General features: G+C 61.4%; 22 protein-coding genes. All 22 read right to left on the reverse strand.

Annotated features, from left to right (window positions below):
• Positions 1–25: 25 nt before the first annotated feature.
• Positions 26–1,711 carry an electron transfer flavoprotein-ubiquinone oxidoreductase gene (locus AC3WPZ_RS00305; protein WP_069047294.1) on the reverse strand — a complete coding sequence of 562 codons (1,686 nt, stop codon included), beginning with the start codon at positions 1,709–1,711 and terminating at the stop codon, positions 26–28.
• Positions 1,712–1,773: 62 nt separating this feature from the next.
• Entirely contained in the window at positions 1,774–2,283 is a 510-nt protein-coding gene (locus tag AC3WPZ_RS00310; RefSeq protein ID WP_056278252.1) for a MaoC family dehydratase, read from the reverse strand.
• A gap of 144 nt (positions 2,284–2,427) precedes the next feature.
• The gene (locus AC3WPZ_RS00315; protein WP_492437704.1) at positions 2,428–3,132 is read right to left on the reverse strand and encodes a TetR/AcrR family transcriptional regulator; all 705 of its coding nucleotides are present in this window, start codon (positions 3,130–3,132) and stop codon (positions 2,428–2,430) included.
• Between the two features lie 21 nt (positions 3,133–3,153).
• On the reverse strand, positions 3,154–3,945 hold the full coding sequence (badI, locus tag AC3WPZ_RS00320) for a 2-ketocyclohexanecarboxyl-CoA hydrolase (protein ID WP_056278247.1): 792 nt from the start codon (positions 3,943–3,945) through the stop codon (positions 3,154–3,156).
• A gap of 59 nt (positions 3,946–4,004) precedes the next feature.
• Complete coding sequence (locus AC3WPZ_RS00325) at positions 4,005–4,802, reverse strand: SDR family NAD(P)-dependent oxidoreductase (RefSeq protein WP_008905455.1); 798 nt, start codon at positions 4,800–4,802, stop codon at positions 4,005–4,007.
• A gap of 248 nt (positions 4,803–5,050) precedes the next feature.
• Positions 5,051–6,307: an ABC transporter substrate-binding protein gene (locus AC3WPZ_RS00330; RefSeq protein WP_056278244.1), complete on the reverse strand. Its 1,257-nt coding sequence runs from the start codon at positions 6,305–6,307 to the stop codon at positions 5,051–5,053.
• 93 nt (positions 6,308–6,400) lie between these two features.
• Positions 6,401–7,657, reverse strand: a complete 1,257-nt coding sequence (locus AC3WPZ_RS00335) for an ABC transporter substrate-binding protein (RefSeq protein ID WP_297393893.1) — start codon at positions 7,655–7,657, stop codon at positions 6,401–6,403.
• A gap of 126 nt (positions 7,658–7,783) precedes the next feature.
• The gene (locus AC3WPZ_RS00340) at positions 7,784–8,635 is read right to left on the reverse strand and encodes an ABC transporter ATP-binding protein (RefSeq protein ID WP_082586007.1); all 852 of its coding nucleotides are present in this window, start codon (positions 8,633–8,635) and stop codon (positions 7,784–7,786) included.
• Positions 8,636–8,645: 10 nt separating this feature from the next.
• Positions 8,646–9,719: a branched-chain amino acid ABC transporter permease gene (locus tag AC3WPZ_RS00345; RefSeq protein ID WP_034694558.1), complete on the reverse strand. Its 1,074-nt coding sequence runs from the start codon at positions 9,717–9,719 to the stop codon at positions 8,646–8,648.
• A gap of 5 nt (positions 9,720–9,724) precedes the next feature.
• A complete protein-coding gene (locus tag AC3WPZ_RS00350) occupies positions 9,725–10,612 on the reverse strand; it encodes a branched-chain amino acid ABC transporter permease (RefSeq protein WP_056278238.1) in 888 nt (295 codons plus the stop codon).
• Between the two features lie 3 nt (positions 10,613–10,615).
• The gene (locus AC3WPZ_RS00355) at positions 10,616–12,559 is read right to left on the reverse strand and encodes an AMP-dependent synthetase/ligase (RefSeq protein WP_086124709.1); all 1,944 of its coding nucleotides are present in this window, start codon (positions 12,557–12,559) and stop codon (positions 10,616–10,618) included.
• On the reverse strand, positions 12,546–13,343 hold the full coding sequence (locus tag AC3WPZ_RS00360; protein WP_008905462.1) for an ABC transporter ATP-binding protein: 798 nt from the start codon (positions 13,341–13,343) through the stop codon (positions 12,546–12,548). Before AC3WPZ_RS00360 ends, AC3WPZ_RS00355 begins: the two co-directional genes overlap by 14 nt.
• A 188-nt stretch (positions 13,344–13,531) precedes the next feature.
• Positions 13,532–14,749 (reverse strand): CaiB/BaiF CoA transferase family protein, encoded by a 1,218-nt coding sequence (locus AC3WPZ_RS00365; protein ID WP_297393880.1) that lies wholly within the window; start codon positions 14,747–14,749, stop codon positions 13,532–13,534.
• A 9-nt stretch (positions 14,750–14,758) separates the two neighbouring features.
• Entirely contained in the window at positions 14,759–15,925 is a 1,167-nt protein-coding gene (locus tag AC3WPZ_RS00370) for an acyl-CoA dehydrogenase family protein (RefSeq protein ID WP_056278231.1), read from the reverse strand.
• A 66-nt stretch (positions 15,926–15,991) separates the two neighbouring features.
• Complete coding sequence (locus AC3WPZ_RS00375; RefSeq protein ID WP_056278228.1) at positions 15,992–16,795, reverse strand: enoyl-CoA hydratase/isomerase family protein; 804 nt, start codon at positions 16,793–16,795, stop codon at positions 15,992–15,994.
• Between the two features lie 51 nt (positions 16,796–16,846).
• Positions 16,847–17,704, reverse strand: a complete 858-nt coding sequence (locus AC3WPZ_RS00380; RefSeq protein ID WP_008905466.1) for a MaoC/PaaZ C-terminal domain-containing protein — start codon at positions 17,702–17,704, stop codon at positions 16,847–16,849.
• An 11-nt stretch (positions 17,705–17,715) separates the two neighbouring features.
• Entirely contained in the window at positions 17,716–18,636 is a 921-nt protein-coding gene (locus AC3WPZ_RS00385; RefSeq protein ID WP_297393868.1) for an SDR family oxidoreductase, read from the reverse strand.
• A gap of 30 nt (positions 18,637–18,666) precedes the next feature.
• Positions 18,667–19,824 (reverse strand): thiolase family protein, encoded by a 1,158-nt coding sequence (locus tag AC3WPZ_RS00390; RefSeq protein ID WP_056278218.1) that lies wholly within the window; start codon positions 19,822–19,824, stop codon positions 18,667–18,669.
• 61 nt (positions 19,825–19,885) lie between these two features.
• Positions 19,886–20,293, reverse strand: coding sequence for a Zn-ribbon domain-containing OB-fold protein (locus AC3WPZ_RS00395; RefSeq protein WP_056278216.1), 408 nt, complete (start codon positions 20,291–20,293; stop codon positions 19,886–19,888).
• The gene (locus tag AC3WPZ_RS00400; RefSeq protein WP_056278213.1) at positions 20,290–21,459 is read right to left on the reverse strand and encodes an acyl-CoA dehydrogenase family protein; all 1,170 of its coding nucleotides are present in this window, start codon (positions 21,457–21,459) and stop codon (positions 20,290–20,292) included. Before AC3WPZ_RS00400 ends, AC3WPZ_RS00395 begins: the two co-directional genes overlap by 4 nt.
• On the reverse strand, positions 21,456–22,622 hold the full coding sequence (locus AC3WPZ_RS00405) for an acyl-CoA dehydrogenase family protein (protein WP_056278211.1): 1,167 nt from the start codon (positions 22,620–22,622) through the stop codon (positions 21,456–21,458). Before AC3WPZ_RS00405 ends, AC3WPZ_RS00400 begins: the two co-directional genes overlap by 4 nt.
• An 81-nt stretch (positions 22,623–22,703) precedes the next feature.
• Positions 22,704–23,870, reverse strand: coding sequence for an acyl-CoA dehydrogenase family protein (locus tag AC3WPZ_RS00410; RefSeq protein WP_056278207.1), 1,167 nt, complete (start codon positions 23,868–23,870; stop codon positions 22,704–22,706).
• Positions 23,871–23,880 lie beyond the last annotated feature (10 nt).

The following is a 23,880-nucleotide window of genomic DNA, read 5'->3' on the forward strand; positions in this document are numbered from 1 at the left end:
CACTTTAGATTTGAATCACTCTCGGCTACATTCCCGCGTAGTTCGGCCCGCCGCCGCCTTCGGGCGTCACCCAGACGATGTTCTGCGTCGGATCCTTGATGTCGCAGGTTTTGCAGTGCACGCAGTTCTGCGCGTTGATCTGCAGCCGGTCCGAGCCGTCGTCGTTCTTTACGAATTCGTAAACGCCGGCCGGGCAGTAACGGCTCTCGGGGCCGGCGTATTTCGCCAGATTGATCTGCACCGGCACGCTGGCGTCCTTGAGCGTCAGGTGCGCGGGCTGGTTTTCTTCGTGGTTGGTGTTGCTGACGAACACGCTGGAGAGCCGGTCGAAGGTGAGCTTGCCGTCGGGCTTGGGGTAGCTGATCTGCGGCATCTCGGCGGCCGGGCGCAGGCTGGCGTGGTCGGCCTGGGTGCGGTGGATCGTCCAGGGCGGACGCTTGATGCCAAGCCTGGGCAGCAGCCACTGTTCAATGCCGGTCATCAGGGCTCCGACGAGGCTGCCCTTCTTGAACCACTGTTTGAAGTTGCGCGACTGGTCGAGTTCGGTGTGCAGCCAGCTGTTTTCGAACGCAGCGGGGTAGGCGCTGAGTTCGTCGCCGCTGCGTCCGGCGGCCAGGGCTTCAAACGCGGCTTCGGCGGCCAGCATGCCGCTCTTGATGGCGGCGTGGCTGCCTTTGATGCGTGCGGCGTTCAGGTAGCCGGCATCACAGCCGATCAGCGCGCCGCCCGGGAACACGGTCTTGGGCAGGCTGAGCAGGCCACCGGCGGTGATGGCGCGCGCGCCGTAGCCGATGCGCTTGCCGCCTTCGATGTGGGCGCGAATGGCGGGGTGGGCCTTCCAGCGCTGCATTTCCTCAAAGGGGCTGAGCCATGGGTTCTTGTAGTCGAGCCCGGTGACGAAGCCAAGCGTGACCTTGTTTCCTTCCAAGTGGTAGAGAAAACCGCCGCCGTAGGTCTGGGTGTCCATTGGCCAGCCGGCCGTGTGTACCACACGGCCGGGTTGGGCGCGGGTCGGGTCGATCTCCCAAAGTTCCTTGATGCCGATGGCATGGCTTTGCGGATCGCGGCCTTCGTCAAGCTTGTATTTAGCGATGAGTTGCTTGCCCAGGTGGCCGCGCGCGCCTTCGGCAAAGATGGTGTATTTGGCATGCAACTCCATGCCGAGCTGGAAGCCGTCGTGCGGCAGGCCGTCCTTGCCAATGCCAAGGTTGCCGGTAGCTACTCCTTTGACCGAATCGTTGTCGTCGTACAGAACCTCGGTGGCTGTGAAGCCCGGGAAGATTTCCACGCCCAAGCCTTCAGCCTGCTCGCCCAGCCATTGGGTCAGGGCGCCCAGGCTGATGACGTAGTTGCCCTCGTTGTGGAAGCAGTCGGGCACCAGGAAGTTGGGTGTGCGCCTGGCACCGGTTTCGCTCAGGAAAAGCACGTCGTCGCCGGTAACGGGTTGGTTCAGCGGTGCGCCCAGATCCTTCCAGTTGGGGAATAGTTCGTTCAGTGCGATTGGGTCCATGACCGCGCCGGAAAGAATGTGAGCGCCGGGCGCGGAGCCTTTTTCCAGCAGCACCACCGAGACGTCCTCGCCCTTTTCAGCCGCGAGCTGCTTGAGGTGGATGGCCGTGGCCAAACCTCCGGGGCCGGCGCCCACCACCACCACGTCATACTCCATCGCTTCGCGGGGACCGTATTGTTCGAGCAGGGAGGTGGGCTTCATGCGGAGAGGGTCAAAAAGGTGGCGACCCTGGGGCCGAAGTTGACGAAAAAAAGGGGGGGGGGTCAGGGTCGGTTGTCGACCGGCAGCGGCGGTGCGGTGCGCGGTGCGCCGTCACGTTTGTAGACCATCACCGTGCGTTTGAAGGTGCAGACAATGACGCCGCTCTGGTTATAGCCTTCGGTGCGCACCGTGACGACGCCGACATTGGTTCGCGACCGCGACTCGCGCCTGTCCAGCACCGTGGAACGTGAATAGAGCGTGTCGCCTTCAAACACCGGATTCGGAAGTCGAACTTCGTCCCACCCCAGGTTGGCCATGACGTTTTGCGAGACATCGCTCACCGTCTGCCCCGTCACGAGGGCCAGCGTGAGGCAGGAATTGATGAGCGGACGGCCGAACTCCGTCTGCGCGGCGTAGTGGGCATCGAAGTGCAGCGGAGCCGTGTTTTGCGTCAGCAACGTGAACCAGATGTTGTCGTTCTGGGTCAGTGTGCGACCGAGGCCATGCCGATACTCGTCGCCGACCTCGAAGTCTTCATAGAATCGGCCGCGCCAGCCTTCTTTGATGGTCATTTGCTGCTCCTGCGGCGGGTTGTCCAATTTGGGAGTCCCCAGACGCAGCCGGTCAGCGTGCCACTGCGCAATGTAGGCGACATGTGGACTATTGCTGTCAGTTTCTCGGCCCGGCTTGTTGAAGTTGCCGGCAATGCATCGCGACTATGCTTTGTCATGCGTGAGAATTCCATCGAACACGATCCCCGTTATTTGACGCGAGAAGTCACGAAAAGAGCCGCGTTGGGGGTTGTACCATTCGACGGTCCAGTTCAATGCCCCAATCACGAAAAGCCGAATCATGGCCGTGCTGGTGTCGTCGCGCAATTCGCCACTGGCGAGCGCTGATTCGAGAAGCTGATCCCAATAGTCTGCGTAAGCCCGCCGCACGACCCGGTGGCGATTTTTTGCGCTGGTCGGGATTTGGCCGTAGATGCGGATGTTGGCTGACGTGAAGTCGCCATAATGCAGCATTCCCCAGAGATGGCCTTCGATGCCAGCGGCGATTCGATCTCGCCAGGGTGCACTTTCGGGAAGAGCCGCAACACGGGTGCGTACGGCATCTGCGACGATGGTGATGCCTTTGTCCAATACCTCGCCCAGGATCTGCTCTTTCGATTCGAAGTGATAGTAGATACTGCCGGCTTTGACGCCGGCAGCATCCGCAATCTCGCGCAAAGTAGTTGCTGCATAACCATGATGCCTGAATAGCCTTGCAGCTTCGAGCAGCACGCGTTCGCGTGTGGCGGGACCATCCACCTCATTTTTGCTGGGTTTTGCGTCTGTATTTGACATCATTTGACCGTTTGGTAGATCCAAATTTCGAATCGTATCAAACCTAGCTTTGGTCGAAGGGGCGGCCTTGAGCAACGTCTCGTCGCGCGGGGTTGCTCACTTGCGACCATTCGCCCACTGCCTGAAATCAGGCCGGCGTTTTTCCAGGAAAGCGCTCACGCCTTCTTTGGACTCTGCCGTGTCGTAGTACAGGCTCAGCGCTTGAAGTCCCAGGCTGCCGATCCCGCGAATGTGCTCGGTGGATGCATTGAACGAACGTTTCGCGATCGCCAGAGCCGTCGGACTTTTTTCGACAATTTCCTTGCACCAGCGGGCGACTTCGGCGTCGAGCTGGTCGTGGGGCACGACGGTGTTGCACAGACCCATGGCCAAGGCCTCCTGTGCACTGTAGCGGCGGCACATGTACCAGATCTCGCGGGCTTTCTTTTCGCCAACCACATGGCTCAGGTAAGCTGTGCCCCAGCCAGGGTCGACCGAGCCTACTTTCGGGCCGACTTGGCCAAACACGGCCTTTTCCGAGGCAATGGTCATGTCGCACAAGGTGGCCAGGACATTGCCGCCGCCAATGGCGTAACCCTGCACGCGGGCGATCACGGGCTTGGGCACGTCACGAATGGCGCTGTGAAACTCTTCCACCGGGATACCGATGGTGCCCCGGCCGTCGTACTGGCCGGCATGAGCCGACTGATCGCCGCCGGTGCAGAAAGCACGGTCACCCGTCCCGGTGAGCACAATGGCGGCGATTCGCTTGTCCCAGCCTGCTTTCATGAATGCCTGCAGCAGTTCCTCGACGGTCTGGCCGCGAAACGCATTCATCACTTCGGGGCGGTTGATCGCGATGTAGGCCACCGAGTCGAGTTCTTCGTAGAGGATGTCCTTGAATTCCATGGGTTTTCCTTTTTGTCTGTTATTTCAATGCCGCATGTCTTTCGACCGTGCCCGGGCGTTTACCCAATCATGCTGTAACCACCAGACACTGAAAGAACCTGCCCGGTGACATGGCCCGCAGCCTTCGCTGAAGACAGGAAGACGACGGCATTGGCAATATCCTGCGGCCGTCCCACCTTGCGCAACGGCAGCGCCTTGGCGACTTTTTCCAGTTGCTCCGGCGTGAACATACTGTCGGCATCAATCCACATGCTGCTTCCGCCCACTTCGTCGGTGGTACTGGGGATAGTGACGCCGGGGCATACCACGTTGCAGCGGATGCCGTAACGCCCGTTTTCCTTGGCGATCGTTTTCATGAAGCTGTTGATGGCAGCCTTGACGCCGCCATACACCGCTTCACGTGGCTCACCTTGCCGACTGGCATCAGAGCTGATGGAGACGATTGAGCCGGCGTTGCGAGGAACCATGACTTCAAGCGCGGTCTTGGTGCAGTTGAGAACGCCGAGGTAGTTGATGTTGATGATCTTTTGCCACAGATCGGGGGTCGTCTGCGTGAAGAACATCAACTGGTCCCAGCCGACGTTGTTGACGAGGACATCGACGCCGCCGAACTTGTCCGAGGCTGCCTTGAACATGGCTTGCACCTGGTCAAGTTGGGTGACATCGGTCTTGACAACCTGCGCCGACGCCGCGCCGCTCGCCAGCGCGAGTTCTGCCGTCTTTTGCGCCTGACTTTCGTCGATGTCGCCGATGGTGATGTTGGCGCCTTCCGCGGCGAAGCCGAGCACGATGCCGCGGCCAATGTTCGAGCCGCCACCCGTGACGATGACCGATTTTCCTTTTAGTTCGAGATCCATACTGATTGCTCCTTGCGCTTTAGGCGCCACATTGGTGAGGATGAAATTATGACTATCTAACGATAGTTAGATAGCGGGCGAGATTTCCTGTGTTGGATGGTGCGCCTGGCAGCTACCACTGCAATCCACTGTGGCATAGGCTGCCACCTGTCGATTCAAGAGAGGGATGAAAATCCGAGAAACAAGATGGGATGGTTCACTATCAGTGCGCAACGCGTCTGACCGTGATCCATCCCAAGGGAAGGCAATTACTGTTTGTTCTTGGCGAACTCGCCAGATTCTTTCTTCACGATGTCCTGGACCACATCGTCATACGCCGAGAACCAGTCAGTCTGGGGCACCCACTTGGCGCCGTCCCACATGTCGATGCGGGTTTTGCCGCCGCCGCCATGGTCTTTGGCGGTCACCGTCACGGGGGCGATCAGGCCTTCGGCATCAAAGTTTTTCAAGCTTTCCAGTCCGCGCTTCATTTTGTCAGGGTTGAGGGGCCAGCCACTTTGTTTGATGGCTAGGCGAGCGCCTTCGAAAACGCTGGCATAGATGGCCAGACCGGTGTTGTAGTAAACATCGTTGAGATGCTTGCGGTCACCGCTGCCCTTGTTTTTCTCATACAGGTCCTTGATGATCTGCTGAATCAGCGGGTGGCTCTGTCCACCCGTCACGTTGGTGCCGCGCTTGAGGCCTTTTGCGTTTTCCAGACCAATGTTGGCAAGGTCAACTTCGTTGAGCCAATTGACGGAAATGTACTTGTCCATCGGGATGCCGTTGCGCTTCATTTCGCGCGAGGCGACGACGTGCATGCCGGCCAGGTTCCAGCTGATCACCCAGTCGGGGTTGTTGCGGCGGATCTGGGACCAAGCGGCGGCCTGGTCATTGCCCGGCATCGGGTTGGGAACCAACTGCAGGTCAAAGCCCTCTTTGGCCGCAAGTGTCGTCAACACGCCGATCGGTTCCTGCCCGAACGGATAGTCGGGGTAGATGAACGAAATCTTCACGCCCTTGAGGTTGTTGTTGGACTTGGTTTTGATGTAGTGGATATTGTTGGCCATTTGACCCCAGTAGGTGGGCCCAATGGGGAAAATCCACTTGAACACATCACCATCGACCGCATCGCCACGACCTACAAAGGATTGCACCATCACATTGCCATCCGCCATGGCGCGCGGCAGAACGGCGCGGGAAACCGGCGTGGACAGGAAATCAAAGGCAACGGCGCCTTCGCGTTTCATCTTTTCGTAGCACTCAATGCCACGCTGCGGCTCGTTGCCATGGTCTTGAACCAGTATCTCGATTGGGTGGCCTTCAATGCCGCCTTTCTGATTCAATATCTTGGCATAGTCATTCGCCGCCTGGGCAATTTGTGGCGTCACAAAGCCGTAGGATTTACTCAGGTCATAACAAAGCGCGAATTTGACGGGCTGGGCTGGTGCCTGCGCCTGCGCGGACTGCAGACCGGCCAGCGCCAATCCCAGGCCAGCAAGAATGGAAAGCTGTTTGATTTTCATGATGATGTTTCCTGTTTAGTTAGTACGGGGTGAAATGCAGTCTGTAGAAGGCACGCCGTACAGTCGTGCCCGAGGCCTGACCGAGGCGTATCGCTACTGCTTCGACTTGGCGAACTCCGCCGATTCCTTCTTGGCGCTTTCCTGGACTACATCGTCGTATGCGGAGAACCAGCCAGTCTCTGGCACCCACTTCGCGCCATCCCACATGTCGATGCGCGTCTTGCCGCCGCCGCCATGGTCCTTGGCCGTCACAGTTACAGGGGCGATGAGGCCGTTAGCGTCGAAGTTGCGCAGGCTCTCCAGCCCGCGCTTCATCTTGTCGGATGTCAGAGGCCAGCCATACTGCTTGATTGCCAGACGCGCGCCTTCGAAAACAGGAGCGTAGGTGGCCAGCCCAGTGTTGTAGAAGATGTCATTGGTATGCTTGCGGTCGCCGTTGCCCTTTCCCTTGTCATACAGATCCTTCAGGATCTGCTGGATCAGCGGGTGCTCCTGACCGCCCACCACATTAGTGCCGCGCTTGATGCCCTTGGCTGCGTCGGCGCCAATGTTCGCGATGTCCACTTCGTTGAACCAATTGACGGCGATGTACTTGTCCATCGGCATGGCGTTGCGTTTCATTTCGCGCGAGGCAACGACGTGCATGTTGCCCAGATTCCAGCTGATGACCCAATCGGGGTTGAAGCGGCGGATCTGGGACCACGCCCCTGACTGATTGTTACCAGGCAGCGGGTTCGGGAACAATTGGAGGTCGAAGCCTTCCTTGGCCGCGAGTGTCTTCAACACGCCGATGGGTTCCAACCCAAACGCGGTGTCCAGGTAAAAGAATGCGATCTTCACCCCCTTGAGGTTGTTGTTCGACTTGGACTTGATGTACTGGATGTTATTGGCTGCTTGGCTCCAATAGGTGGGCCCGATGGGGAATATCCACTTGAACACATCGCCGTCGACTGCATCGCTGCGGCCAGTAAAGGATGAAATCATCACATTGTTGTCCTGCATTGCGCGCGGCAGCAGCGCGCGCCCGACCGGCGTGGAAAAGAAGTCGAAGGTGATCGCACCCTCGCGCTTCATCTTTTCATAGCACTCGATGCCCCGCTGCGGTTCGTTGCCATGGTCTTGAACCAGAATCTCGACCTGATGGCCTTCGATGCCGCCTTTCTGGTTGAGTATCTGCGCATAGTCGCGCGCGGCCTGGGCAACTTGCGGTACGGCGAAGGCGTAAACCTTGCTCAGGTCGTAACATAGCGCAAATTTAATCGGTTCGGTCTGGGCTTGGGCCAGCGCGGGCTGGACGTTGGACATCGCCATCCCCACGCCAGCAAGAATTGAAAGCAGTTTGATTTTCATGGTGATGTCTCCTGTTTAGCTAGCACGGGGTGAAATGCAGTCTGTAGTAGGAATGCCGGTCGTGCCCAAGACTTAATGCGAGAGCTCGACGCGATGTGGAGGTGTCCATGCTACGAGAAACTAGTTTCAGGTGAGCCAGCGTTTGCGCCGACTATAGTGTTTGATGTCATGGAAGCTTCGCCCTTCGGTGCCTCCTAGATAGAACTCCTGGATGTCCGGGTTTTTCTTCATGGCTTCTGCGCTGTCATGCATCACCACGCGTCCGTTCTCGATCAGATAGCCATGCGAGACGACCTCTAAAGCTGCAATTGCGTTTTGTTCCACCAGCAGAACGGACAGGCCTTCTTCCTTGTTGATGCGCCGAACAATGTCGAAAATCTCGGCCACCAGAAAAGGCGCGAGACCAAGACTCGGCTCGTCAAGCATCAGCAGCTTGGGTTGCGTCATCAAGGCACGGCCAATGGCCAGCATCTGCTGCTCGCCGCCTGACAGGTAGCCGGACTGCGCGGTGCGCCGCTGATGCAAGCGCGGGAAATAGCTGTAAACCATATCCTTGTTACGCAGCATGTCTTGGCGGGTGCCACGAACCGCCGAGGCCGCCACCAGGTTTTCGTCAGGCGTCATGTGTTCGAACACACGCCGCCCTTCCAGCACATGCACGATACCGAGCTTGACGCGCTCCTGCGGCGCCAGTGCATCGATGTTCTGACCCAGGAATTGCACCTCACCGCGGGTTACCAGGCCGCGCTCAGGGCGCAGCAGGCCGCTGATCGACTTCAGCGTCGTGCTTTTGCCAGCGCCGTTGGCGCCCAGCAGTGCCACCATGGCGCCTTGCGGCACATCGATCGAAACGCCCTTGATGGCGAGCGATACATGATCGTAGATGACCTCGACATTGTTCAGTGACAATATCAATGCAGGTTCCGCAGTCTGGTTTTGCATCAGCGTTGGGTTGGAAGTCAAGTTGTCAGTCGCCATGATGTCGTTTTTACTTTCGGGCGTAGCCGAAGGGCCAGACCAGCAGGTAGTTGCGCAGATTGGTGTACATCTTGCCCAGCCCCATAGGCTCAACCAGCAGGAAAATAATGATCAGCGCGCCATAAACCGCATGTGGAATGTGGGCCAGCGTTTCGATCCCGAGCGAGATGCCCAGGAGCTGCGCCAGCCAGCCGATCAGACTGTTCATCAGGCCGGGCATCAACAGAATGAAGGCGGCCCCAAAATAGCTGCCGATGATGCTGCCCAGTCCGCCGACGATCACCATGGCCAGCAACTCGATGGAGACATTGACGGCAAATTGCTCCGGTGTGGCTGCTCGGTAGAAGGTGAAGATCAGGATGGCGCCGCTGATGCCGCCAATGAAGGACGAGGTGGCGAACGCCACCAGCTTGTAATACAGGCTGTGCACGCCAATGACCGCCGCAGCGAAGTCCTTTTCACGCACCGCAATGAGCGCGCGGCCAAGCCCGGTGCGGCGCAAGTTGAGCATGAACACGGTGACGATCAGGCACCAGCCCAGCGCCACGTAATAGAGTCCGGTATCCGAGGTGATGGCCTGGCCGAGCAGGCTGATGTCAGGTGCCTGCAGTGTGGCCTGGGTGCCGCCGCTGATGGCCGGCACGTGGGAGATCACCCAGTCCATCACGAACTGCAGGGCCAGCGTGCTGAGCGCCAGATACAGGCCTTTCACGCGCAGCGCCGCGAAAGCGAAAACGATGCCGATCACAGCGGCCATCACGCCGCCGAGCACCATCGCGATCTCCCAGGGAATGCCGTTGCGTACGCCGTGCACCGCCGTGTAGGCGCCGATGCCCATGATGGCGGCATAGCCGAAGTGGAACTGTCCGGTCCAGCCCAGGATCAGGTTCAAGCCGAGCACGGCCGCAGTCCACACCAGCCACGGTAACAACTGGGTGCTGAGGACGAGCGTGCTCATGGTGAATGGCGCAGTTAACGCAAAGGCCAGCAACAAGCCGATCATCCAGCGATCCGCGGGGAGCGGAAAAAGCGAGCGCGCGTTGGCGTAATTGGTATGGAAAATTCCTGATTGACGAAATAGCATGACCTTCAGATCCTTTCAATGTCGTGGCGCCCGAACAGGCCATGCGGCCGAATCAGGATGGTCAGAATCAGTATTGTGGCAACCACCAGGTCGCGGCTACCACCGCCAACCAAGGGGTCGAGATAGCCAGATGCAACGCCTTCAAGAAGGCCCAGCAGCAAGCCGGCCAGAATGGCGCCGCCGATGCTGTCAAGACCGCCCAAAACGGCGACGGTCAAGCCCTTGAGCAAAAGCAGCGCCAGCGCCTGGCTGACCCCTTGAACCGAGCCCCACAACACGCCGGCCGTGGTGGCCAGAACCGAGGACATGGCCCAGGAAAACGCCACCCCGCGTTCAACCGAAATACCGATCGACCACGATGCGATGTAATCGTCGGAGATGGCGCGCAGAACAATGCCCCTGCGCGTGCGAAAGAAGAACATCAAGACCAAAAACAGCGCGATGGCCACCACGGCGCCCACCACATAAGCCCGACTGAGCAGCACCGGCCCCAGAAACAGCGGGTCGTCGCTGATGCCAATGGACAGCGGAAGGCCAGAGCCGCCCCAGATGGCCATTGTTGTCGCGCGTATAAAGATGTCCAGCCCCAGTGTCATCATCAGGATCATGATGATGGGGCGGCCCGCCAGCCGGCGCAACGCCACCCGCTCGATGCCCATTCCGACAAAGAACATCGTTCCCATGGCCAGCGGGATGGCGACCCACATCGACACGCCCAATCCATTGGCGATGGCCAGCACGACATAGGCACCCAGCATGGTCATCGCACCTTGCGCCAGGTTAGGCACCGAGGATGACTTGTAGATGATCACGATGCCCATGGCGACCAGTGAATACATGAGCCCCGACAGCGCGCCATTGATGGCCAATTCGGCAAACAGTGAAAAATCCATAATTTAAATCTCCTGCACCGAGAGTTGGCGCTCGATGGTGCCGACTTCACCGGATTCATACGTGATCTGCGCCTTCATCGTGACCGTCTGCTGGCCGCCGTAGATCGCATCAATGATGGGCGCATAACGCTCCTCGACCACGTTGCGGCGCAGCTTGCGGGTTCGCGTGACCTCTCCGTCGTCGGGGTCGAACTCCTTGTGTAAGGACACGAAGTGATGCAGTTTCAACCCGTCTGGCAGGATGCTGTTGACGCGCTTGACCGCTGCCGTGACGAGTTCGATCACCTCGGGTTTTTGCGACAGGTCGGCATAGGACATGTAGGAAATGCCCCGTACCTCAGCCCAATGGCCCACCGGCTCCATGTCGATGCAGATGATGGCCGCCAGCGTGTCGCGGCCGCTCCCGAGCACGGCCACATCCTTGATGTACGGACTGAATTTGAGGCGGTTCTCAATGTAGTTCGGAATGTAGCGTTCGCCTTTGGAGGTATACACCACCTCCGACAACCGTCCGAGCACCACCATGTGTCCATCAGGCTCGATATAACCTGCATCGCCCGTGTACAGCCAGCCGTCCTCAAGTGCTTCACGGGTGGCATTTTCAAGTTTGTAGTAACCGGAAAACACGCTCCCGGAGCGAATCAAGACCTCTCCGTTGTCGCCGATCTTGACTTCCACACCGGGCAGCGGTTTGCCGACCGTGTGCAGGCGTACTTCTTCGGTGTCCTGCAAGGCAGTGAAGGCGCTGCTTTCAGTTTGACCATAAAACTGTCGCAATTTCACGCCCAGTGCGCGGTAAAAAACAAAAGTGTCTTCGCCAATGGCCTCGCCGCCGGTGAAAGCACCTCGCAGGCGGGTGAGGCCCAACTGGTCCTTGATCGGTCCGAAGATCAACCACTCTCCCAGTTGCCGCATCAGACGCTCTGTCAGGCTGGGCTGTTTTCCCTCGAGCTTGCGTCGTTCGGACGCCAGCGCCGAGTTCATGAAAACATCGTAGAGCCATTTCTTGAGCGGCGTCGAATCCTCCATGCGAACCTGGATGGTGGTCAGCATGTTGTCCCAGCTGCGGGGTGCGGCCAGATAGAAAGTGGGAGCCACCTCGCGCAGGTCGTGCAGCACCGTTTCCTGGCGTTCGGGGATATTGATGGTGAAGTGCAGCGCAACACCGGCGCCGACCGTGATGGCAAAGTCGCCCACCCAGGCCATGGGCAGATAGGCGAGGATGGTCTCGCCAAATGTGAAGGCGCCCCCGCGATGGGCGTTACGCACCCCCGCGAGGAAATTGCGGTGGCTCAGTACCACGCCCTTCGGCTTGCCCGTGGTCCCCGACGAGTGCACGAACACCGCCGGTCCGTCGGGCAGCGCCCGTTCGATCAAGGCATTTCGCAGTTTCGGCTCGGCACGCAAGCGATCTGCACCGATGGCCTGCAACTTTTCCCACGAAATCAGTCCGGGATTCGAATAGTTGGTCAAGCCGCGTGGCTCGTCGTAAATGATGTTCTTGATCGTTGCACCCTGATCGCCCAGATCAAGCACCTTGTCGACTTGCTCCTGGTCTTCGGCCAGGACAAAGCGGACATGCGTCTCATGCATGAAGTGACGGATTTCGTCGGGTGTTGCAGTAGAGTAGACGGGCATCGCGTAGCCGCCCAGCACGCCGGCCGCGAGCATGCCCATGTAGAGCCGGGGTCGGTTGTCGCCCAGGACCAGCAAGGCATCCTCTGCGCTAAAACCCAGGCTTTCCATGCCGGCCGCGTAGGCGAGCGTGGTGTCCAGCATCTGCGACCAGGTGGTCTCCTGCCATATTCCCAGGTGCTTTTCGCGCATGGCCACGCGATTGCCCAGTAACTCGGCGTTGCGAGCCAGAATGTGGATGAGGGTGGTGTCGGTGCCCATATCCCATGTGGTGTTGCTGCCCTTGGCAGCATCGGTTTCAGTGCTTTGCATGCGCACCCCCCAGGTAGGCCTTGATCACACGTTCATCCTTCATCACGTCGGCAGGAATACCGGTTCCGATGGTTTCACCATAGCTGAGCACCATCATGCGGTCGCAGATACCGGTGATCACATCCATGTGGTGCTCGATCAGCAGCACAGTGACATTGCGCTCGGCACGCGCATCGAGGATAAAACGGGCCATGTATTCCTTTTCCTCCTGGTTCATGCCAGCCATCGGTTCGTCAAGAACCAGAAAGCTGGGTTCGGCCACCAACGCGCGTGCCAGTTCGACGCGCTTTTTCAGCCCGATCGGAATGCTGTCCACCAGCTCGTCGCGCACGCTCTGCAGCTGCAGGAAATCGATAATCTCTTCGACCTTGAGCCGGCTCGCCATCTCATCCTTGCGACCCAGCCACCAGTAGAGGGCGGTTTTTGCCACGCCGGGCTTCATGTGGATGTGACGCCCCAGCAGGATGTTGTCAAGCACGCTCATGCCGTTGAAGAGCGCCAGGTTCTGGAACGTGCGCGCGACGCCCAGAGCTGCGACCTTGTGCGGCGCCATGCCGGTGATGTCGCGGCCATTGAGCCATATGCTGCCTACCTGGGGTGGAAAGAAGCCGGTGATGGCGTTGGTCATGGTCGTCTTGCCGCTGCCGTTGGGGCCGACCAAGCCGAAGATCTCCCCACGCTCAATGCGCAAATTGGCATCCTTCAACGCGACGAGGCCGCCGAATCGCCGCTCCAGCCCTCGGCATTCGAGGGCGGGCACTGCCGCCGCGTTGCTGGCTTTCATCGGAGTTGGCCGCTGCTCTTTGGTACTGATGGTGTTTATCACTGAGGGTGCCTATGACATAGCACGGTCGACCACCTGCCTGTGCGCAGCTTGCCGATCCGATTTTCTGTTCTGCATAAAGGCTTTCATTTTCTCACCTAACATTAGTTAGGTATATGGGGTTTCCCCTTGTCTCTGGCAGGCAGAGTTCATGTCGCAACGTGTTCTACGATGCTTCCCCGTGCGATCAGGGCATCAATGGTGGCGGCGCCGTAGCCGTGCTCCGTCAGCAGCTCACGTGTGTGTTGGCCGAAGCGCGGCGGCGCGCTGTGGGCGCGCCCCGGTGTGCGTGACAGCTTGACCGGGATGCCGATGCCAGGCACACCCTCGACCTGCACCACCATGTCCCGATGCAGGGTGTGGGGGTCCGTCAATACCTGCGGAATGGCCCTGACGGCGCCGGCCGGAATACCGGCGGCCAGTAGGTCACGGCACAGCTGTTCGCCATCCACCTCTTGCAACTGCGCCTCTAGCAAGGCGCGCAGTTCGTCGCGATGGCGAAAACGCTCGGCGTTGGTGGCAAAGCGCGGCTCGCTGGCCATGTCGGGATGGCCGAGGAACTCGCACAGTTTTTTCCACTGCCCGTTGTTGCCGATGCCCAGGAAGACCTCGCAGGTCCGGGTCGGAAACTTGTCGTAGGGCACGATGTTGGAGTGCGCATTGCCGCTGAGCCTGGGTGTCTGGCCCGACTGCAACCAGTTTGCACTTTGCGGATGCAGCAGCGACACGGCGGTGTCGTACAGCGTGGCCTCGACGAACTGCCCGCGCCCGGAGCGCTGCCGCTCGATCACCGCCAGTAGCACGCCTATCACGGCCGACAGGCCGGTGGTGATGTCGACCACCGGGACACCGACCCGCAGCGGGCCGGTGTCCGGCGTGCCGTTGACGCTCATCAGGCCGCCCAGTGCCTGTGCCACCGCGTCGTAGCCAGGCGCGCCGCCGAGCGGCCCATCGGCGCCGAAGCCGCTGACCCGGCAGTGGATCAGGCGCGGGAAGCGCTCGCGCAGCGTCTGTTCATAGCCGATGCCCCAGCGCTCCAGCGTGCCGATCTTGAAGTTCTCGATCAGCACGTCAGCGTCTGCCAGCATCTTGAGCACAATCTCGCGCCCTTCGGGCTTGGACAGGTCGATCACGATGTCGCGCTTGTTGCGGTTCAGGCCGTTGTAGTAGGCCGCCGTGCCGTCGTCGGCAAAGGGTGGGCCCCAGGCGCGGGTCTCGTCGCCAGCGGGCGGCTCGACCTTGATGACCTGCGCGCCGTGGTCGGCCAAAATCTGTCCGCAGTACGGGCCACCGAGCACGCGTGAGAGGTCAATCACCTTCAGGCCGGCCAGGGCACCAAAGGCGGGCAGGGGAGCGTTGTTACCCATGGTGGCCTGTCAATAGGAGCGCGGCAGGCCCATCACATGCTCCGCGATGTAGTTCAACACCAGCTCGCGGTTCAACGGGGCCGTGCGCAGCAACCGCACCAGACCGTACAGGTCGTAAATGCCGTATTCCTTGGTGAAACCGTTGCCGCCATGGGTCTGGATCGCCGCGTCAACGGCGTGGATGCCGGCTTCGGCACCCGCGTACTTGGCGATGTTGGAAAACTCCCCGGCAGGCAGGCCCTGGTCGAAGGCCCAGGCGGCCTTTAGCGCCATCAGTGAGGCCATCTCGATCTCGCAGCGGGCAATCGCCAGCGGGTGCTGCACGCCCTGGTAGGCGCCGATGGGGGTGTTGTTGAACACCTTGCGGTCGTTGGCATAGGCCACGGCCTTCTTCAAGGCAAAGCGTCCGACGCCGGTACACAAGCCCGACAGGATGATGCGCTCGGGGTTGAGCGTGTCGAACAGGATGTTGAAGCCTTTGCCGACTTCGCCCAGCACATCGGCCTCGGTGAGCTCCACGTTGTCAAAGAACAGCTGCCACTGCGTTTCTGGCACCGGGAAGGCAATCGGAATCAGTGTCTTGCTGATGCCTTTTTTCTTCATGTCGACCATGAAGATGGTGAAGCCGTCGGTCTTTTTCTTCACGTCAGCGCGCGCTGTGGTGCGGGTCACGACCATGGCGTAGTCGGCGCAGTTGGCGTCGGTGATGTAGACCTTCTGGCCGTTGAGCTTGAAGCCGCCCTGGCCATCGGACTTGGCGATGCTGGTGATCTCGATCGAGTTGGAGCCGGCGTTCGGTTCGGTGATGGCGAAGCAGAACTTGATGTCGCCGGAGCAGCCGCCCGGCAGAAAGCGGCGCTTCATGTCCTCGCTGGCGTGCTTGGCCAGCAGACCCATGGTCATGGTCGGGCCGACCACCAGGTTCAGCAGCGGAATGCCGTTGTTGGCCAGTCCCTCCATGAACAGCAGCATCTCGGTCATGCCCTGGCCGGCACCGCCATAGGCCTCGGGCACCATGATGCCGAGAAAACCGTCGTTGGTGATCTGCTGGTACAGCTCGGTGGGGCGCTCGTTCTTGTCGGCGTAGCCGCGCCAGTAATTGTGGTCGAACTGCTTCGAGATACGGTCGCCGTACTCGTAGATCATCCGTTGTTCTTGGGTCAGTGCGAAATCCATGGGGTGTTCTCCTGTGTGGTGGGGCGTTTTGGCTCCTTCCCCCAGCGGGAGAAGGAGCGAACTCAATCAGACCTGGGCCGAGGGGAACTTGGGCGCGCGCTTCTCGCGCACCGAGGCCACGCCCTCCTTGGCGTCTTCGCCCAGGAAGCACAGCATTTCCATCGCCAGCGAGCTCTCGAAGATCGGGCGCGCCACGTTCATCCAGCCGTTGAGCGAGCGCTTGGTGAAGCGGATCGCCTGCTGGCTGCCATTGGCCAGTTTGTTGGCCACGGCCATGGCCTTGTCCATCAGCTCGGCGCGCGGCACGCACAGGCTGACCAGACCGATGCGCTCGGCTTCCTTGCCGTTCACGAACTCGGCCGTCATCAGGTAGTACTTGGCCTTGGCCATGCCGCACAGCAGCGGCCACAGAATGGCTGCGTGGTCGCCGGCGGCGACGCCGATCTTGACATGGCCGTCGGTAATCTTGGCCTCCTCGGCCATGATGCTGATGTCGGCCAGGAAGGCGACTGCCAGACCGGCACCGACGGCCACGCCGTTGATGGCCGAGATGATGGGCTTGTCGCAGGCCATCATGTTGTAGACCACGTCCGAAGCCTCGGTCATGGTGTTGGCGATTTCCTTCGGGTTGCCGACCATGCCGGCCACCCATTCCAGGTCGCCGCCGGCCGAGAAGGCCTGGTCGCCCGCGCCGGTGATGACCGCCACCTTGGTCTTGGCATCGTCAGTGACCACGCCCCAGATCTTGGTCAGCTCCCAGTGCAGCCGGCCATTGGTGGCATTCATGACCTCGGGGCGGTTGATGGTGATGACCAGCACGCCGTTGGGCTTGTGGTCGAACTTGAGGAATTGAAAGTCAGCGTAGTTCATGTTGAGGCTCCTTGAAAAAAATTGAAAACGAAAATGAAAGGCAAAGGACGGTCAGCGCAGCTCGGCGCGTCCGTTGTTCAGCACGACGATGTCGCGTTCGACGGCGCGGGCGCGAAAGGAAACGACCTTGCCATCCACCCAGAGCTCGGTGCGTATCGTTTCGCCGGGGTAAACGGGTGACGAAAAACGCACATCCAGCGACTGCAGGGCGCTCGGGTCGCCGCCGCAGACGCGCTGGGTGAGTGCCCAGCCGGCGATGCCGTAGGTGGCCAGGCCGTGCAGGATGGGCTGCTTGAAACCAGCGGCGCTTGCCACCGCGGGTTCGGCGTGCAGCGGGTTGTAGTCGCCCGAGAGGCGGTAGATCAGCGCGGCACGCGGCTGGGTGGCGAAATCGTCGCTGTGATCAGGCGCGCGCGTGGGCAGCTCATGCACGGTTTTGACCGGCCCGGCCGGGCCGCCAAAGCCACCGTCGGCGCGGCAGAAGGTGGTCGAGGTCAGCGTGGCCAGCAGTTCGCCGCTGGTGGCGTCCGTCACCGTGCGCTCGGTGTAGATCAGAGCCCCCTTGTCCGGCCCCTTGTCGATGATCTGGCTCACCCGCGTGCGCCCGATCACTTCACCCTCGGGCGGCACCGGCCGGTGCAGGCGCAAGCCCTGTTCGCCATGCACCAGCCGCACCCAGTCAACGCCGGTGGCCGGGTCCTTGAGCCACATGCCGGGATAGCCCAGCACCACCGGCAGCGTGGGCAGCGCCAGCAGGTTCTTTTCATAGACAAAGCGCAGCTCGGTCTCGTTGGTCGGGTCGGTGCCCAGGCCCACGCCCAGTGCGTAGAGCATGGTGTCGCGCTGGGTGTAGCGATGGCGAACGTCCTCGAACGGCCATGCCATCAGTTTCTCGTAGTTGATCGCCATGGCAGATGACGTCAGACGGGATCCCAGGAGAACACGATGTTCGAGCTCTCCAGCGGATAGAAGTTCTGCTTCATGGCGGGCAACACGCGCTCGGCGATGGTCTTGGGTGTCCAGCCCTCGGCGGTGTGCATGCCGCGGATCGGGCGCGACTGGCTCATGAGGAAAATCTCGTTGCCGCGCACGGCGAAGATCTGGGCCGTGACGTCGGCTGCGGCATCGCTGGCCAGGAAGGTGGCCATGGGCGCAATCTGCTCGGTACCGAGTTTTTTTAGTTTTTCCACGCGTGCCTGCTGCTCGGGTGTGTCGGTGGGGATGGCGCCGATCATGCGGCTCCAGGCGAACGGCGAGATGCAGTTGGAACGCACGTTGTAGCGTTGCATGTCGCCGGCGATGTGGCGCGACATGGCCACGATGCCCAGCTTGGCAGCGGCGTAGTTGGCCTGGCCCAGGTTGCCGATCAGGCCGGACGTGGAAGTCATGTGCACATAGGCACCCGACTTCTGCGTCTTGAAGTGCGGGGCGGCGGCGCGCGAAGTGAAGAAGCTGCCGTTGAGGTGCACGTCGATGACGGCGCTCCACTCCTCGGGCGACATGTTGAAGAACAGGCGGTCGCGCAGGATGCCGGCGTTGTTGACGACGATGTCGATGCGCCCGAAGGTGTCGGCCGCGCATTCGATGATGCGGTTGGCCGTGGGCCAGGTCGAGACGCTGTCGGTGCTGAGAACGGCCTGGCCGCCAGCGGCCTTGATCTCGTTGACCACCTGCTGGCCGTGGCTGGCGTCATTGCCTTCGCCGCCGACCGAGGCGCCGATGTCGTTGACCACCACCTTGGCGCCTTGCGCCGCCATCATCAGTGCGATGTCGCGGCCGATGCCCCGGCCCGCGCCGGTGACCACGGCGACTTTGTCTTGCAGCATGTTGCCCTTGCTCATGAAATGACTCCTGGTTGTTGATTTGAAAAATCAGACGGTGGCGGCCGTGCCCAGCAGGGCCGTCACCTGGCTGGAGAGAACGCCGCCGTTGCCGTGACACAGGGCGATCTCTGCGCCCGGTACCTGGCGGTCGCCGGCCTCGGCGCGCAGTTGCTGCACGGCCTCGATCAGCAGGAACATGCCGTACATGCCAGGGTGACAGCACGACAGACCGCCGCCATTGGTATTGACCGGCAAATCGCCCCCCGGTGCGATGCGCCCGTTGCGCACGAAAGCGCCACCTTCTCCCTTGGCGCAAAAGCCCAGGTCTTCGAGGAACAGCAGCGTGTTGATGGTGAAGGCGTCGTACAACCCCAGCACGTCCACGTCCTTCGGTGCCAGACCGGCCATGGCAAAGGCGCGCGGCCCGGACTCGGCGGCTGCGGTGACAGTCAGGTCGGGCATGGAGCCGATCTGGCGGTGCCAGGTGGCCGCAGCCGTGCCTAGGACATAGACCGGCGGTTTGGGAAAGTCGCGTGCCCGCTCGCTGCGCACCAGCACCAGGGCGCCGCCGCCGTCGGTGACCAGGCAGCAATCGAGCACCGACAGCGGATCGCTCACCAGCCGCGAAGCCAGCACCTGTCCGATGCTGAGTGGATCTCGCGTGTGGGCCAGCGGATTGAGTTGTGCCCACTGGCGCGCTGCCACCGCGATGTGCGCCAGGTCCTCGCGCGTGGTGCCGTATTGGTGCATGTGGCGCGCTGCGGCCAGGGCGTAGCTGGAGATCGGGTAGCGTGGCTCGTATGGCGCCTCGTACAAGGGCGTTTCGGCCATCGACTTGAGCTTGCCGAAGCCCGAGCCCTGGTTGCTGCCGTAGCAAATGAGCGCCACGTCGCACTGGCCGGTGTGCAGCGCCATGGCCGCAGTGAGCAGGTGGCCCACATAAGACGAGCCGCCGACCATCGTGGCTTCGCAGAACTTGGGATGGATACCCAGATATTCGGCCACCGATAAACCTGCAAGGAAGTGATAGGACGAGCCGGTGAACAGGCCATCGACATCGGACAGCTTCAAGCCTGCATCGGCCAGCGCGCCGTGCACCGCTTCGCCCAGAATTTCGAGCGCGCTGCGACCGGGGGCCATGGGCACGCCGCCCAGGCTGGCACCCACGATGGCGGCCGCGCCGCGCAGGGGAGAGATGGTGCTCATGGAGGACCTTCGTGCTGCGCACTGCGGTGCGAGCTTGCTTGGGAACGGCCCGACGCGGCGCTCATGGTGTGGCGCCCTCGGGGATGAAGACCAGCAACTTGCCCTTGGCAGGATCGTCGATCACGCGCGCCTGCACCCGCATGCCGATGCGCACCTGGTCGGGTGCAATGCCATCGATGCGCGACATCAGCCGCGGCCCTTCGGCTAGGTCCACCAGCGCCACGTTGTAGTCGCCACCGGCTTGCGGCTTGCGGCGCACCGTGGTGCTGGAATAGACGCAGCCGACCCCGCTGGGTTCAATCCAGTCGAGCTGGGCCGAGCCGCAATGGGTGCACAGCGCGCGCGGATAAAACACATGCTGACCGCAGGCGCTGCAACATTGGATTTTAAAGCGACCTTGCGCCAACCCTTGCGCGAACAGCGCGTCCGGGCCGCAGCCGTCAAATGCCGGATAGCCCGATGCGCTCATGACGGCAACTTCAGCACGCTGGAAGCCAGGATGTTGCGTTGCACTTCGTTGCTGCCGCCGTAGATGGTGGCCGGGCGCGCATTGTAGAAGGTGGTCAACGCATCGGTTTTGCCACCGGGCAGGGCTGTGGAGCCGGGCGTGCCGCCACTCGATCCCATGACATCGACCAGCAGGTCGGCCAGCCGCGAATAGGTTTCGGTGGCGAACAGCTTGAGCATCGAGACATCGGGTCCCAGGGTTTCGCCGCGCTTGACTTGATCGATGAAACGGCCATAGAGCGCGCCCAGGTCGGACACGTCCAGCGCCAGCTTGGTGTAGCGGTCCACGAAGCCGGTGTCTTCGAACAGGCCGAGGCGCTGCGCGGCTTCCTGCACGCGCGCCAGCGCGTACTGGCTTTGTTTGGGGCTGCCCAGGAAGATGCGCTCGAATCCGAGCAGCGCCTTGGCGATGGTCCAGCCCTTGTTAAGCTCGCCGACGATGCTGGTGCGCGGCACGCGCACGTTTTCCAGGAAGACCTCGCAGAAGTCTTCGCTGCCCGCGATGTTGCGGATGGGGCGCACCGTGATGCCCGGCGTGTTCATGTCGACCAGCAAAAAGCTGATGCCTTCCTGCTTCTTGGCCGATTTGTCGGTGCGCACCAGCAGGAAAAAGTGGGTGGCGTCCTGTGCCAGCGTGGTCCAGGTCTTTTGCCCGTTGACGATAAAATCGTTGCCATCGACCACCGCCTCGGTGCGCAGACTGGCCAGGTCGGAGCCCGAATTGGGTTCCGAGTAACCCTGGCACCAGATGTGCTCACCGGAAATGATCTTGGGCAGGTAGTAGGCGCGCTGGGCGTCGTTGCCATGGTTGATCAGCAGCGGGCCGACCATGGTGATGCCCATGTCGGGCGCGCGCGCCACGCCCCAGCGCTCCTGCTCTTCAATGAAGATGATGAGTTTCTCGGGTGAGAGTCCCATGCCGCCGTACTGCGTGGGCCAACTCGGCGCGACCCAGCCTTTTTCTGAAAGCCTCAGGTACCAAGGGCCGATTTCGGACCAGCGCAGGCGCCGTTGCGGGTAGCGCCATTCGCTGGGGAAATGTTCTTCAAAGAATTCGCGCAGTGTGGCGCGAAAGCTGGCGTTGTCGAACGCATTCCAGTCAGTGGAAGTGGAGGCGGTGGTGTTCATGCGTGCTCCTGCGCGGTGGCGTTTTGGGTGAGGTTGGCGTAGCGGCGGCGCTGCTGGTTGCCATTGCCCAGCCAGGCGGCCAACACCAGAGCACGCTGCAGATACAGGCCCAGGTCGTATTCGTCGGTGACGCCGATGGCGCCGTGCAGTTGCACCGCCTCCCGCGCCACCTGCAGCCCCGCATCCGACGCGCGCGACTTGACGCGGCTTGCCAGGGCAGAGCGCGCGCTGGCGTCGGCGGCCGGGTCATCTAGCAGGGCCAGAGCCTGCGTCACCACGCTGGCAGTCAGTTCCTGCTGAATCAACAGGTCCACAGTGCGGTGCTGCAGTGACTGGAAGCTGCCTATCGGCTTGCCGAACTGGATCCGCGTTCGCAGGTAGTCTTGTGTCATGGTCAGCATGCTGCGCACAAGGGCCAGCAGTTCAACGCTGGCCAGTACCAGGGTTTCGTCGTAGGCGCGGGTCAGCGCGGCCGCGGCGGCGGCCCCTTCGGCCAGCAGGTGGCTGGCGGGCAGGCGAACGCTGTTCAAGTTGAGCTGTGCTGCATAGCTGCCGTCGGCCAGCGGCTGGCTCGACAGGGTAAGGCCGGATGCATCTGCCGGCACCCACACCAGGACCAGACCTTGTGGGTTGGTGGCGCTGACGATGTAGCCGTCGGCCCCGGCACCGGGGCGTACATGGCGCTTGTAGCCATGTATCAGCAGGGAGTCGCCCTGGCGCTCCAGCCGGGTCGCGGCCAGACCGGGCTGGTCTTTCGCGCCGGTTACATCTTCCTGCCAGGCCACGGCGGGTAGCGTGCGACCCTCGGCGAGTTCGGTCAAGAGACGCATCGATAGCTCGGTGGCACCCACATGGGACAGCAGCCGGCCGGCAAACACCAGCACCGGCACCACCGGTTCGGGCGCGACCTGAGAAGCCAGGGCGGCCGCCACCTCGGCCATCTCAGCGAAACCCTGGGCGTAGCCGCCCAATTGTTCGGGCACCAGCAGCCCGGTCCAGCCCTGCTCGGCCAGGGCGCTCCAGAAGCGGCGGTCGTAGCCCGGCACCTGTTGGCGCAGGGCGCGGGCACGGTTGAGTGGTGATTCTTTGGTGACGAAACTTAGCGCGCTTTCGCGCAGCATGGTCAGTTGTTCAGCGCGTTCGCTGTCGTGGGTGGTAGTCATGATGGGGTGGGTGCTGGCCTGGGTAAAAATTGGGTATTGCTGGCCTCAGCGGGAAGAAAATCGGTCGCGAGCTCGTGAATGTCAATAGGATTTAGGCAGGCCCAGCACCTTCTCAGCGATGAAGCACAGGATGAGTTGCGGGCTGATCGGCGCGATGCGCGGAATCATCATTTCGCGCAGATAACGCTCGACGTGGTATTCCTTGGCATAGCCATAGCCGCCCAGCGTGGCCATGGCGCGCTGGCAGGCGTTGAAACCAGCCTCGGCCGCCATGTACTTGGCAGCATTTGCGTCGGCGCCGCAGGGCAGGCTGTTGTCGTATTTCCAGGCCGCGCGCATCGCCATCATTTCAGCGGCCTCAAGCTCCATCCATGATTGCGCCAGCGGATGCTGGATAGACTGGTTCTGCCCGATGGGCCGGTCAAAGACCACGCGCTCGCGGGCGTACTTGACGGCTACCTGCAGCGCCGCCCGACCCAGGCCGACGGCCTCGCCCGCGATCAGCACCCGCTCCGGGTTCATGCCATGCAGGATGTACTCAAAGCCGCGGCCTTCTTCGCCGATGCGGTCTCCTACCGGCACGCGCAAGCCGTCGATGAAGAGTTCGTTCGAGTCGACCGATTTGCGTCCCATCTTTTCGATTTCGCGCACCTCGACAAAACTGCGGTCGAGGTCGGTGTAGAACAGGCTCAGGCCGAAGGTCGGTTTCTTGCAGTCCTCGATCGGAGTGGTGCGCGCCAGAATGAGCATCTTCTCTGCCACCTGGGCGGTCGATATCCAGACCTTCTGGCCAGACAGCACATAGTGGTCGCCTGCCCGTTCGGCGCGGGTTTTCAGACGGGTGGTGTTCAGGCCGGTGTTGGGCTCGGTGACGGCGAAGCAGGCCTTCTCCTTGCCCTGGATCAGCGGAGGCAGCATGCGGCGTTTCTGCTCCTCGTTGCCAAACACCGCCACGGGCTGCAAGCCGAAAATGTTCATGTGCACCGCCGATGCGCCAGACAGCCCCGCACCCGACTGTGAGATGGTCTGCATCATCACGGTCGCTTCACTGATGCCCAGTCCGACGCCGCCATATTCCTGTGGCAGACAAACGCCGAGCCAGCCGCCGTCGGCTAGAGCGCGGTGCAGCTCATGCGGAAAGCCGCCCAGCCGGTCCCGTTCGAGCCAGTAGCTGTCGTCAAAGCGAGCGCAGATTTTGCCGATTGCTTCGCGTATCGCTTCATGTTCCTGGTTGTGGGCGAAATCCATGGTGGTGTTC

Source organism: Hydrogenophaga sp. FW305-3-2-15-A-LB1, assembly GCF_058787875.1.